The organism is Roseibium algae, assembly GCF_037783265.1.
Lineage (GTDB): Bacteria > Pseudomonadota > Alphaproteobacteria > Rhizobiales > Stappiaceae > Roseibium > Roseibium algae.
This window is the reverse complement of record NZ_JBAKIA010000010.1, coordinates 17,496-31,207: the sequence shown is the minus strand read 5'-3', so window position 1 is coordinate 31,207 and position 13,712 is coordinate 17,496. Positions and strand designations below refer to the sequence as shown.

The 13,712-nt window shown below is 54.6% G+C and carries 8 protein-coding genes; 3 read left to right on the top strand and 5 right to left on the bottom strand.

The window, feature by feature from the left end:
- Positions 1-252 precede the first annotated feature (252 nt).
- Complete coding sequence (locus V6575_RS14315) at positions 253-1,440, top strand: hypothetical protein (RefSeq protein WP_340275253.1); 1,188 nt, start codon at positions 253-255, stop codon at positions 1,438-1,440.
- Positions 1,441-1,572: 132 nt separating this feature from the next.
- Positions 1,573-3,771 (top strand): hypothetical protein, encoded by a 2,199-nt coding sequence (locus V6575_RS14310; RefSeq protein WP_340275252.1) that lies wholly within the window; start codon positions 1,573-1,575, stop codon positions 3,769-3,771.
- Positions 3,772-3,818: 47 nt separating this feature from the next.
- Here the strand turns inward: V6575_RS14310 and V6575_RS14305 are convergent, their stop codons facing one another.
- From V6575_RS14305 to V6575_RS14295, 3 genes are all read right to left on the bottom strand, one after another.
- Positions 3,819-5,540 (bottom strand): ABC transporter ATP-binding protein, encoded by a 1,722-nt coding sequence (locus V6575_RS14305; protein WP_340275459.1) that lies wholly within the window; start codon positions 5,538-5,540, stop codon positions 3,819-3,821.
- A gap of 217 nt (positions 5,541-5,757) precedes the next feature.
- Positions 5,758-7,539 carry an aspartate--tRNA ligase gene (gene aspS, locus V6575_RS14300; RefSeq protein WP_340275458.1) on the bottom strand — a complete coding sequence of 594 codons (1,782 nt, stop codon included), beginning with the start codon at positions 7,537-7,539 and terminating at the stop codon, positions 5,758-5,760.
- Positions 7,540-7,779: 240 nt separating this feature from the next.
- Entirely contained in the window at positions 7,780-8,424 is a 645-nt protein-coding gene (locus V6575_RS14295) for a nucleotide-binding protein (RefSeq protein WP_340275250.1), read from the bottom strand.
- 223 nt (positions 8,425-8,647) lie between these two features.
- Here V6575_RS14295 and rnd point away from each other — a divergent pair, with 223 nt between their 5' ends.
- Positions 8,648-9,835, top strand: a complete 1,188-nt coding sequence (gene rnd / locus V6575_RS14290) for a ribonuclease D (protein WP_340275247.1) — start codon at positions 8,648-8,650, stop codon at positions 9,833-9,835.
- 99 nt (positions 9,836-9,934) lie between these two features.
- On the opposite strand, the gene V6575_RS14285 is transcribed toward rnd, so the two are convergent.
- A complete protein-coding gene (locus V6575_RS14285) occupies positions 9,935-11,461 on the bottom strand; it encodes a Ppx/GppA phosphatase family protein (protein WP_340275245.1) in 1,527 nt (508 codons plus the stop codon).
- A 16-nt stretch (positions 11,462-11,477) separates the two neighbouring features.
- Complete coding sequence (locus V6575_RS14280; RefSeq protein WP_340275243.1) at positions 11,478-13,697, bottom strand: RNA degradosome polyphosphate kinase; 2,220 nt, start codon at positions 13,695-13,697, stop codon at positions 11,478-11,480.
- Positions 13,698-13,712 lie beyond the last annotated feature (15 nt).

The following is a 13,712-nucleotide window of genomic DNA, read 5'->3' as shown; positions in this document are numbered from 1 at the left end:
GCGCTGAACAATGGCTCGCGCTTCCTTGTTATCAATACATGTTCCCCTCCCCGATACCAGCATTCAACAACAGGCTTGCACAGCGAATTCCGCCTATGCGTTCTTTAATTACGGCTTTCTAAAAAGCCAATGATTGCTTATTCCATTGAAAAAGCAGCGTCAGGACTTCATCTAACCTTGTGTCCGATACCCACGTGACCCATCTTGCCGTTTCACAAGGGCCCCAATTCGCCGCATGCCCCGGAGATTATCATGAAGACCCACTTCCGCCGTTCCGCTTCCGCACTCGCGATCGGCTTGTTCATCGCAAATGCTGCAGGCAGCCTGCCCGCAAGAGCATTTGAGCCAAGCGGCAATGATGTCGCAGATGCTTTCCTGAACCTATTGGAAGCTCAGGAGGGCACAGTCGAGAGCTACTCCGCAGTCAACACTTCCGGCGATACAGTTACCATCGAAGGTATTAAGCTCACCGATGAGGGTGCTGACAACCTGAGAGTTACGATTGCGCGAACCGACCTGACAAATGCAGAGACGGTCTCAGGCGGACTTATGAAAGTCGGCGAGATGGCACTGTCCGGCCTTAACATGACGGCAGATGACGGCTCTCTATCGATTGCGTCTTTCTCTTCGACGGATTTGGTTCTTCCCACGGCAGCTGAGCTGACGGGCAGCGATGATGTCCCCCCGATGGCCCCCTCCTATGGCGAGCTCGAAATTCTGGGAACTGTCATTCAGGACGAAGACGGCAATCAGGCAACCGCATCGCGTATTTTCATTGCGATAGATGAAATGGACGGGGACCTTCCAACCGCATCCCGTTTTGCAATCGATGGCCTGCTGATCGATCCAGAATCATTGGATAACGATGGGAAAAAAACGCTCAGTGACCTTGGTTATGAGCAGATCAACATTTCCATAGCAGGATCCGGAAAATGGGTTCCAGAGGCTGCGACCGTAAACGTCGACGATCTTGAGATCACTGCAGATGACGCTGGAACAGTGAAGATGTCATTCATGCTGGGCGGTGTCACCCGTGACGTGGTCAACGAGCTGAACAAAACACAAGGTGAACCTGAAGACGCGCTTGGCCTTATTCAAGGGATCACGGTGAATTCAATCTCCCTAGCCGTCGACAATGACAGCCTTATCGAGCGTATTCTGGACATGCAGGCAAAGGAAATCGGAACAGACCGGGCCGGTATGGTTGCGCAGCTCCAAGGCGGCCTGCCCATGATGCTGTCACTGCTTCAAAATCCGGAGTTCCAGACCAAAGTGGCAACGGCCCTTGGCAGTTTCCTTAAGAATCCCGTGTCCTTGAACCTGGTAGCAACTCCGGCAGCGCCGGTTCCTGTTGCACAGATCATGGGAACTGCGATGATGGCCCCTCAGACCCTACCGCAAGTTCTGGGCCTCGATATCACTGCCAATAGCGGCGAATAACAACATAGGCCTGCCTGTCTGGCAGGCCTTTTTATTGAGCAGGTTTCTTTGGCGCGGCTTGCTTGACCGAGTGACCTTGATCAAACTCCCGGGATCAAGTTGGTCAACCCGGCTGAAATCTGGAGAGATGACATGGTGCACTCTATCCCAATTGGCCTGATCATGCGGGACGCCCGCAAGACAATTGCGGCCATGTCGATAGCTCTTGGCATATTGGGCAGTTCGCTGCCCGCCAATGCTCTGGAGAGCTCCGCACAACCAGAAACTGATCAAGCCTCTTCCCTGTCAGGAGATGCGATAGCAGTCCCGACAGCGAACGGGGACCAACTTAGCCCCGGCAATGCCGCAACAGATATGCTGAACGACTGGGTTGATACGCTGAATGCAATACCATCTGTCTCGACACACGTCGGCAGCATCCTCGCAGGCGATCGCAATAGATCGGCCACATTGAAAGATGTGGTCATCACCTATGACGTTCCGAGTGACATTTTTTTGGGAGGTGGCGACCTCTCACTGACCATCAGATTCGACGAAATGTATTTTGAGGGCCTTCGCCTTGCTGATGGGCTCTTGCTTGCAGACAATCTGGAAGTTGCAGAAGCACTTGAGGTCAGCGTGACCTTCCTGCCCGTAGTCGGCAAGGAGCAGTCCTCTGTTGATCTGGCAGACTTGGCCGGGTCCTTTGATGTTGAATATACAGATCTTCTGATCGAAGGCCTTACCGTGCCCCTCAGTCTCCAGAAGAGCGGTGAAAGCACGAGCCCATCCGGATTTGCTCTTGCTGCCCTGAACGCCCTTCGCAAGGTCAAGATTTCCAGAGCATTCATCGACCGGGTCACCGAGACACGCCGTTTCAGCGCAGGCGACACAAGCGCCACGACCTATGAAAACAGCTTTCTGATCAGATTTGATGACGGACGGATCGCAGAATACAGCGTCGATAACTTCCAAAACACAGAGGTTTTGGACAACAACACTGTCGAGAACACGAGCAAGACTGACACCACAATTGACCGCATCGTTTTTCGCGGTCTCGATATAGCGCCGCTTATCGCGCTCCTGGGAGGCTCATCAACCCAGGACCGCGACATCATACTTGCCCGCGAGGAAATCTCGAACCTACGTTTTTCCGCAGGCACAGTCACCGGATCCGTTAAAGACATACTTGTCGAGGATATCGGTGTCTTGAACCAGGACCCGTTGGCCATACTGGATCTGATCGACAAGGATTCCGCTGGAGACACGGTTGATGAAGACCAACTTGCACGAGCTGCAGCCGCTGCAATAGGAACGTTCAATATCGGTCGCGTCGAAATTGACGGCGTCGAAATTCAAGCTGGCGACAACACAGGCTCTCTTCGACGATTGCAAACCCGCGACCTTGGCGGAAATGGCTTAGGGGTGTTGTCCCTCGATGGTTTGTTTCTTCAAACTAGCCCCAACAACCATGTGAATGTCGGTCACTTCGCAATAGGCGATGTCGGGTTCCCCCCCCTTGAGGCCTTGTTTGCCCTCGATGAGGTCGACGAGCCTTCAATGGAGCAGATACTGGCTGCACTACCAACAATGGGAAAACTGGTCGTCAGCTCCGTTGATATAACCTCCGAGTTCTGGGCATCAGGGCAGCCAGCAGATCCGAATGGAACGACGAAACCCCACAACGTCAGTCTGTCCCTGCTGGAAGTCCTCCAGGGTGGCTTTATTTCCAATGTTGCGACCCGCAGCGCTTTGGTTGTCGACGGGTTGAACATACAAACACCTTTGCTTGGCGATCCTGAACTGGTGAAGTTCCTTGAGAAGATGGACATTCCGGATGTAGAGCTCAATCAAGCGGTCTCTATTCAATGGGATTCAGAGACGAAGGATCTTCATCTGAACGATCTTACGGTCCATATGCTTGGCGGCGGAACCATGTCCCTGTCCCTTGTTCTCGGCAATGTTCCCAAAACAGTATTTGAAAACCCTGACATGGCCCAGTTTGCGATGGCTTCGGCGACCTTCAAGTCCGCTCGACTGAGAATTTCTGGTGCATACCTGATTGACGCCTTCATCTCAAATGAGGCTGCAAAGAGCCAGATTCCCAAAGAGGTTCTGACGGAGATCTTTGCTGAGACCTTGAGCGAAGAACTGGGCACTGTGGCAAAAACCCGCTTCGGCAAGGACCTGGTCAGGGCGTTTGGAGCCTTCCTGTTGGACCCGGACGAGCTGGTCGTAAAGCTGTCGCCGGAGACCCCAGTAGCCATGACTGAGCTGCTCGGGCTCTATGTCACCAATCCAGATGCCATCCCTGCCCGCCTTGGGGCAAGTGTGTTTCCAGCCGGCGAATAGAACGCCCCGGTATCTGGACCTCGCACGGCTGGAAAGAGTCTGACCAATTATGCCTCGGAAGGCTTCCGGTTGTCGCGGAACTGCAGATCGCAAAGACGGCGATAGATGCCGTCTTCGGCATAGAGACTGTCATGGGTCCCGCTTTCGATCCTGCGACCGGCATCCATCACATGAAGCTGATCTGCATCGCGAACAGTCGCTAGACGGTGGGCGATCACCAAGGTCGTACGGCCTTTCATGAGACGCAGCAAAGCGCTCTGCACCTTGGCTTCAGATTCTGCATCCAGGGCCGAGGTTGCCTCGTCCAGAAGCAGGATCGGTGCATTTCTCAGCATGGCGCGAGCGATGGCGATGCGCTGACGCTGGCCACCAGAGAGATTGCCGCCGCCCTCGCCGACAGGCCCGTCGTAACCGCCGGGCTGGGCAAGAATGAAATCATGAGCATTGGCATCCTTCGCCGCCTGGACGATCTCTGCTTCCGAGGCTTCCGGGCGACCTACTGAAATATTATCACGCAAGGAACCATCAAACAGAAATGTATCCTGAGTCACGAAAGCGATCTGTGCGCGCAAGGAAACAAGTGTCACCTGTGTAATGTCTTGTCCGTCAATGCTGATCCGGCCTTGCTGAGGGTCATAGAACCGTTCGATCAGGCTGAACAAGGTTGATTTGCCTGCTCCAGATGCGCCAACGAGCGCCGTCGTCTGGCCAGCTTTGGCAGTCAGCGTCAGACCTTTGAGCGCGGTGCTTTCGCCATAGGAGAAATGCACATCATCAAACCGGATTTCTCCCCTGGACACTTCGAGCTCAATGGCACCGGGAACATCTTTGAGAACCGGCACATCATCAATCAGCTCGTACATCAGCCGAACACCCACCAGACTGTTGTTCAAATTGATGTGGAGACGAGCCAGGCGCTTGGCGGGATCATAGGCCAACAGCAAGGCAGTGATAAAAGCGAAGAATGCTCCGGGGTCCTGACCACGCTGCACGACAGAAAAGCCACCATAAAGGATCACCCCGGCGACGGCAAAACCACCAAGGGTTTCCATCAAGGGGGATGTTCGGGCCGTCAAAGACGCGATTTTGTTGGCTTGTTTCTCAACTTCGGACACAGCGACATTCATGGACTGCCCCATGCGGGGCTCCGCGCCGAAGGCCTTGACGATGCGGACGCCAAGCGCCGTTTCCTGAACCACTGACAGAATGCGTGCAGTCGAAACAAATTGGGACTTGGCGTGCTTGCGCACTCGCTTCACAAGCAAAGACACGCCAAGAACGGCCGGCGGCATGATAAGGAGTGCAAAAGCCGACAGCAGCGGGTCTTGAATGACCATGACGCTCAAAAGACCGACAATGGTCAGAACATCCCTGCCAAGGGTCACCACAATCATGTCGATCACACTGCGGGCCGCAGAGGTATTGTGCTGCATCCGCGTGACAAGCTCGCCAAGCGGGGTGCGGTCATGAAACGCAAGATCCTGTTCCAGCACACGGCCAAACAGACGACGTTGACAATCCGCCACGATGGCATTGCCTACCCGGCTGAGGATAACCGTCTGGCCGAAGGTTGCAGCGCCTTTGACCGTAAAAATGACCAAGACCGCCGCAGAGATCAGGTAGATCATCTGCTGATCACGATTGATGAAGACCTCGTTGATGACATCTTTCATGATCCAGGCGCTTGCGGCCGTGGAGGCTGCCACCAGTCCCATGAAAACAAATGCGATGGCATAACTGCGCGTATATTGCCGCGCGTTTTCCCACATCAAACGCTTTATCAACTGCACCGATCCATCCGGATCGTTGAACGTCTGCCACTTGGCTGGATTAAGCAAAACTGCCTCTTTCACGAAAAAGGGCCGGTTTCCCGGCCCTAGAAATATTCATCGGCCAAATCAAATGACTTGCCCCATATAAGCGGATCAGCGGAGCGATACCAGATGGATGACCATCTTTATGCCCATCTGCCAGCCTGCAACCGGCTTAGTTCTCCGGCAGGTTCAGACGCAAATGAAGTTCACGCAGCTGGGCTGATTGAGGCTCAGACGGTGCATTCATCATCAGATCTTCCGCTTTCTGGTTCATCGGGAACATGATGACTTCGCGAATGTTGGCTTCATCGGCCATCAACATGACCATACGGTCGATGCCAGCCGCACAACCGCCGTGTGGAGGTGCTCCATACTGGAATGCAGTGACCATGCCGCCGAAGCGCTTCTCGACTTCTTCCTTGCCATAACCGGCAATTTCAAAGGCCTTGTACATGATCTCCGGTTTGTGGTTCCGGATCGCGCCAGACACGAGCTCATGACCGTTACAGGCCAGATCATACTGATAGCCAAGAACTTCCAGTGGATCGCCTTCGAGCGCTTCCATTCCGCCCTGAGGCATGGAGAATGGGTTGTGTTCGAAATCGATCTCGCCGGTTTCTTCGTCTTTCTCGTAGATAGGGAAATCAACAATCCAGGCGAATTCAAAGCGGTTCATGTCGGTCAAACCAAGCTCTTCACCAATGATCAAGCGGGCTTTGCCAGCGACCTTTTCGAAGGCCTTCGGCTTTCCGCCAAGGAAGAATGCCGCATCGCCGACATCAAGGCCAAGCTGCTGGCGAATGGCTTCGGTGCGCTCTGGGCCAATGTTCTTGGCCAGTGGACCGGCAGCTTCTGTAGAGCCGTCTTCAGCTTTGCGCCAGAAGATGTAGCCCATACCCGGCAGGCCTTCCTGCTGAGCAAATTTGTTCATCCGGTCGCAGAATTTGCGGCTTCCACCCTTTGGAGCTGGAATGGCGCGGACTTGGGTGCCTTCCTGCTTCAACAGATTTGCGAAGATAGCAAAGCCTGAGCCATCGAAATGCTCGGACACGATCTGCATCTTGATCGGGTTACGAAGATCCGGCTTATCGGAGCCATACCAAAGTGCAGCATCCTTATAGGAGATCTGTGGCCAGTTGCGGTTGACCGGACGGCCATTGCCAAATTTCTCGAAGCAGCCTGCAATTACGGGCTCAATCGTATCGAAAACATCTTGCTGAGTGACGTAAGACATTTCCAGATCGAGCTGGTAAAAATCAGTTGGCGAGCGATCTGCGCGCGGATCTTCATCGCGGAAACACGGCGCAATCTGAAAGTACTTGTCGAAACCCGACACCATAATCAGCTGCTTGAACTGCTGTGGTGCCTGCGGCAAAGCGTAGAACTTGCCCGGATGCAAACGGGACGGCACGAGAAAGTCGCGTGCGCCTTCCGGCGACGACGCCGTGATGATCGGAGTCTGAAATTCGTTGAAACCAATGCCCCACATGCGCTGACGTAAATCAGCCACAACGTTGGAACGCAGAATCATGTTGTTGTGCAGCTTCTCGCGGCGCAAATCCAGATAGCGGTATTTCAGGCGAATTTCTTCCGGATATTCCTGATCACCGAAGACCGGCAGCGGAAGTTCCTTGGACGCGCCCAGAACTTCGAGGTCGCGGATAAAGATCTCGACTTCACCGGTTGCGATTTCAGGATTAACCGCATCGTCGGAACGCTTCTTCACGTCGCCATCAAGGCGAATACACCATTCGGAGCGCAGGGTTTCTGCCAGTTTAAAAGCTGATGAGTCCGGGTCAACGACACATTGCGTCATACCGTAATGGTCGCGCAGATCGATAAACAACAGGCCACCGTGATCGCGAACGCGATGAACCCAACCGGACAGACGAACGGTTTCGCCAACATGGGTTGCGCGCAGGTCGCCGCACGTATGACTACGGTAGGGATGCATGAAGTCCTCGACAGTTTCGAAAGCCAATAGGATATTTACGCGATCGCCGGACGGCAGAACACGTTGGCTGGAAAAGCCACGTTGGACAGCCAAAGTCAAGGGAGCGCCCAAGTTTCCGCCCGTTTATCGACTGCTTGAGTAAACAAGTCGCAGCCATCCGGGGAGACATCTGGAGCTAAATACGGCCTGCCCGCTCGCGGAAGGCAGCTTCGTTCAGATCAGGAACAAGCCTTGGCCCATTCAATCCAGCGCTTGCAGCAAGGGATGCCACTGGCCGCGAATTTCCATGGACGCAGCATCTGTGCGGTCAAAAATCGCCGTCCCCGATGCCGCTTCCCGTGCATAAATGACACGGTCTGTAATCCTGCAAAGCACCGGATAGCCGCGTTCCGTCAGCACCTCATCAAGTGCTGCCAGCTGAGTCGAGCGACGGCTGACGCGGTTCGCAATCACGAGAATTTCGGCTTTGCCCTTACGGACCCTTTTCACTTCAGAGATCCCATCGAGAAACTTCAGCGTTGCATCCCAATCAAAAACGGACGGAAGAACAGGAACAACAATATCGGTTGCCTCTGAAATCAATGTCTTGGCCAATTCGCTGCGCAAGCCACCCGGGCCATCAATGACGATAACATCCAGATCGCGGCCCTTGTCCGCCCCAATGTTATCAGCCTTGCTCCAGTTCAGCCCAACAATACGTGCATATTTCTGGCTGTCAGTCTGAGACTTGTCCCGGCGCTTGACCCACTCAAGACTAGACTTCTGGCGATCCGCGTCTGCAAGCGCGACGGCTTCTCCGCGCGATGCGAAATAGGTTGCGATGTTTGTCGCGAGGGTCGTTTTCCCGCATCCGCCTTTTGAGTTCACAACCAGTATTTTGCGCATATCGCAGTGTCCGCCCTGTTCTCGTCTGTTCCTGCAGTTCACGGTGTCCGACGACCCGACTTATCGCTCACCACCGTACCAGTCTCATGTCACGTTCCTGCAACACCCAGCAGTCTGAAATTACAATAAACGCACTAAATGCGCCTATTCAACTATTCAGACCGTTTTGGGTGTGATTTCGTGGCGACAAAGTGGCAAGACTGGGATATAGCTCCCAATCACCATGCATGTTATTACAAGTACAACAGAACTCGCCGCTGCTTGCGAACGTCTCGCCGCCCATGACTATGTCACGGTCGATACGGAATTCCTGCGCGAAACCACCTTTTGGCCAAAGCTTTGCGTCATTCAGATGGCTGGGCCGGACATGGCCTTCATCGTGGATGCCCTTGCTGAAGGGCTTGATCTTGCTCCGTTCTTCACGCTGATGCGTGACGAGAGCGTGACAAAGGTCTTTCACGCCGCCCGCCAGGATGTTGAAATTGTCTTCCATATGGGGGGGCTGATCCCGGCACCTCTGTTTGACACCCAGGTTGCAGCCATGGTGTGTGGTTTTGGTGATTCCATTTCCTACGACCAGCTGGTCCACAAGGTCTCCGGAGCTCACATCGACAAGTCGTCCCGTTTCACCGATTGGGCCCGTCGGCCCCTGACTCAGAAGCAGCTGGACTATGCCTTGGCCGATGTCACGCACCTGCGCGATGTCTATCAGTTCCTCAAGGCCAACCTGGCAGAGCAGAACCGGAGCCATTGGGTCGAAGATGAAATGAAGATCCTGACTTCGGAAGGGACCTATCATACTGAACCGGCCAATGCCTGGCAGCGCCTCAAGATGCGGGTGCGCAAGCCGATTGAATTGGCTGTGATGATGGAAGTTGCTGCCTGGCGCGAAAGCGAAGCCCAGGGGCGCGATGTGCCGCGCAGCCGGGTGATCAAGGACGACTCCATCTACGAGGTTGCCGCCCAGCAGCCACAGACAGCAGAAGCTCTTGGACGCTTGCGCACCATTCCGCGCGGATTCGAGCGGTCAAAGTCTGCCGATGAAATTCTGAAAGCCGTGCGACGGGCTGTTGCAATCCCGCGTGACCAGTTGCCAAAGCTGCCCAAGGGACGTCAGGCACCGGATGGATCAGCCGCTGCGGTGGATCTTCTGAAAGTTCTACTGAAACTGGTCAGTGAAGCAAATGGCGTTGCCTCCAAGGTCATTGCCACCGTGGATGATCTGGAAAAGATCGCAGCCAACGATCACGCGGATGTCGGAGCCATGAAGGGCTGGCGCCGGGAGCTCTTTGGAGAAACCGCGCTCAAACTGAAACGCGGCGAAGTTGCCCTTGCTTTCAGGGATCGTCAGATCGTTGCTCTTGAGCAGACTCCCGCTGAAGAAAAAGCGGAAACGGAAGCTGCTGAATAAGGTCTCTTTGCAATCCAGATTGCTCAACCGTTCCATTAAAACGCGCCTCAAAAGGGCGCGTTTTTTTAGTTTTAGCTCATCAGGACAGGCCCAATCACATCAGGTCGGCAATACCGCGACCATTCCCTTTTTGCCGTAAAGCTTGGCAAATTGGCCAAACCGCTTGCGCAGACGCTCGCCGTCGAACTTCGATAGGGTGGCCGGGAGCCGCAGCAAGACCATATCCTTATCGGCCAGCACGGACGTTTGTAGCAAGACCCCCGGCATTGAGGCGCTGATCAGAGACGCAACGCGCAGGACTGCACCTAGAAGCTTTGCACGCTCTCTCAGGCGATCTGTGGAGAGCTGCTTGATGACTGGAGACAAGCCCCCGTCCCTTAGTCCCTCGTGCCGATAAAAGACCGCTGCAGCCAAATAAGCCCGTCCGGCGTGTTCCAGCCCGACAAAGGCCGCATTCGAGATGATGTTGAGGCTTTGCTCACCGCGATAATCAGGATGGGCGCGCCAGCCAATATCCGCCAGAAGACAGGCGGAATGGCGCAAATGCTGTTCCTGCTCTGTCTCTTCTACACCCAATTCAGCAAAGACGCTGTCCGTCCACTCGATCAGCTCTTCGGAATGCTCCGGGGACCTGGCGCGCAGTATCGCCAACTCTCGAGCAGCCTCCACCACAGGATCGAGCCCCTGAATGTCCTCAGGGAGTTTTTCGTGCAGCAGCCCTTCACGCACTCCGATAGCCGACAGGATCACCTTCTCGGCTTTCATCGAAAGCAGGATCTGCTCCATCACGACGGCTCCGAATGGAACGAGCGCACGGCGTTGTTTGGAGACGACATCTGCACAATCGACACCCTCCAGATTGGGCTCCTGAAGAGAGCGACAAAAGGCAATCGCTTCGCCTGCAGGGATTTCGTAATTGTGCATGACGTGCAAAGGATAATTGTTCTGAACCATATGCAGCCGCGCCAGAGACCGCCAGGTGCCACCAACTGCATAAAAAACCCGCTCGCCTTCTGGCATGTCCGGCCATTTGTAGTCAGCAAGGCATTCTTCTGCGATCTTCTTTGCCTTGGAAATCTTGCCTTCTGCGGCTTCCTGAAGTCTTAACCCGCCAAGGGGAAATGTTGTTCCCTTGCCAGGTTTCACACCTGCAACACGGACCAGTTCAAGACTGCCGCCGCCCAGATCGCCCACGACGCCGCGTGGCTTCCAGAATCCCGCAATCACGCCAAGGGCGGAGTAATAGGCTTCCTCATTACCATCCAGAAGTCGCACTGGCTCACCCAGAGCCTCCTCGACGCGGGCCACGAACTCAGGGCCGTTCTTTGCATCCCGTGCAGCCGCTGTGGCAATCACATAAATTTCCTTGACGCCAATGTGATCGGCCAACGCTCGAAACCGATCGATGGCCTCCAGCGCAAGGTCAACGGATTCATCAGCAAGGCGCCCTGTGGCGGCAATGCCACGCCCCAGTCCAGCCAGCACCTTTTCATTGAACAGCATCGTCGGCGTTCGAGCCTTGCGCTCATAGACCACAAGACGCACAGAGTTAGAGCCGATATCGACGACTGCAATCGGCCCTGAGCCATTGAACCGGCCCCTTGCCGGCAAAAACTGACCTGTCATGTCAACCACTATGTATTCAACCCCTTGTGGGACGTTTCAGGAACGGACGTGGACTGTCGCTTTTAAGCGATTTCCCCCGCCCGGATAGTGATGGGTTCGTCATGAAATACCGGTGAGCGTTAAAAGGTTCTTCACTTGGCGCTGGAACCACACGTTCATGGCTACCATCAGACAGAATACGCCAACTTTGTTGATTGTCCTTGAGGTTCGCAACCATAATCTGATCCAGCACCTGCTCATGAACTGTGGCTGTCTGCAACGGCACAAGCACCTCGACACGGCGATCGATGTTACGCGGCATCAAATCAGCAGACCCAATGTAGATATGAGCTTCTGGTGATGGCAGGCCATGCCCATTGCCGAAACAGAAAATTCGGGAATGCTCCAGGAAACGCCCAACGATGGATTTCACGCGAATATTCTCCGACAGTCCTGCGATGCCCGGACGCAAACAACATATCCCGCGTATCACCAGATCAATCTGAACGCCCGCCTGACTTGCCCGGTAAAGGGCATCAATGATCTGGGGATCCACCAGAGAGTTCATTTTCATCCAGATTTGTGCCGGACGCCCAGCCTTGGCATGGTCGATTTCAGCTTCTGTCAATTCAAGCATACGCGGACGCAGGTTAACCGGCGAGATAGCCAGATACTTCAATTCTGCAGGCTCTGCGTATCCAGTGATGTAGTTGAACACGCGCGCAGCTTCCTGAGCGACGTTCGGATCATCAGTGAAGAACGACAGATCTTCGTAAATCCGGGCGGTGATCGGATGATAGTTGCCTGTGCCAATGTGACAATAGGTCTTGAGTTCACCATTTTCCCGGCGAACCACCATGGATAGCTTGGAATGGGTTTTCAGCTCTATGAAGCCGAAGACGACCTGCACGCCTGCACGCTCCAGATCTCGGGCCCACTTGATGTTGGCCGCCTCGTCAAATCGCGCCTTCAGTTCCACCAGCGCGGTCACTGACTTGCCCGCCTCGGCAGCCTCTATGAGCGCCTTGACGACAGGCGAGTTGTTTGAGGTTCGGTAAAGCGTCTGCTTGATCGCCACCACGTCTGGATCCTGCGCCGCCTGACGCAAGTACTGAACCACCACATCGAAGGATTCATAGGGGTGGTGGACGATCAGATCCTTTTGCTGGATCGCGGCAAAACAATCGCCGCCATGTTCGCGGATGCGCTCGGGAAACCGGGCCGTATAGGGCTCAAACTTAAGATCATCCCGGTCCTGATCGACAAGCTGCGACAGGTTGTTCAGCGCCAGCAAACCATCGGCGAGAAAGATTTCATTTTCCCGCATATCCAGCGAATTGGCGACAAACTCCTGAAGAGCAATTGGAGTGGTGTCCTGAATTTCAAGACGGATCACCGACCCACGGCGGCGGCGTTTGAGTGCACTCTCAAACAGGCGCACCAGATCTTCGGCCTCTTCCTCGATCTCAAGATCACTGTCACGAATGACGCGGAAAGTGCCTTTGCCGATAATCTCATAGTTCGGGAAAAGCCGTCCAATAAACAGACCAACCACTCGCTCAATAGCGATGAAGCGCGTAGCGCCTTCCGGACTGTCCGGCAATTGAACAAACCGTTCAACCTGGGTTGGAATACGCAGAAGCGCAATCATGCCTCGCCCGCCGCCAATCGGCGTAAGCTGGAACACGATGGAGAACCCGAGGTTTGGAATAAATGGAAACGGATGGGCCGGATCGATGGCCAAAGGCGTCAATACAGGGAAAATATACGACAGGAAATGATCTTCCAGCCAATTGAGATCTTCGGGCGGAAGCGTATTGCCATCGCGGATTTCTATGCCCTGTTCTGCAATCTCGGTACGTAATTCGCGCCAAATGCTCTGCTGGGAGGCCTGGAGCCTGAGCACTGCTTCCGAGATTTTCCTCAACTGGTCAGTTGGTGTCAGCCCGTCAACAGATCTGTTGGTGACCTCCGCCCGTTGCTGTCCGCGCAGGCCAGCCACCCGCACCATGAAGAACTCATCCAGGTTGTTGGCTGAAATCGACAGAAAGCGCACGCGCTCCAAAAGCGGGTGATTTCGGTTCATCGCCTCTTCCAGGACGCGATGATTGAACTGCAACCACGACAATTCTCGGTTCATGAAGCGAGCTGGCGAATTGATCAGATCCGTCATCTGGTCATCTTGCGCAGCTGCCACGGAATTGGGGGCACCGGCTGCAGCTTGAACCGCATGGGAAAGATCGACGTTCTCGTTCATCCCTGTCTCCTTTTA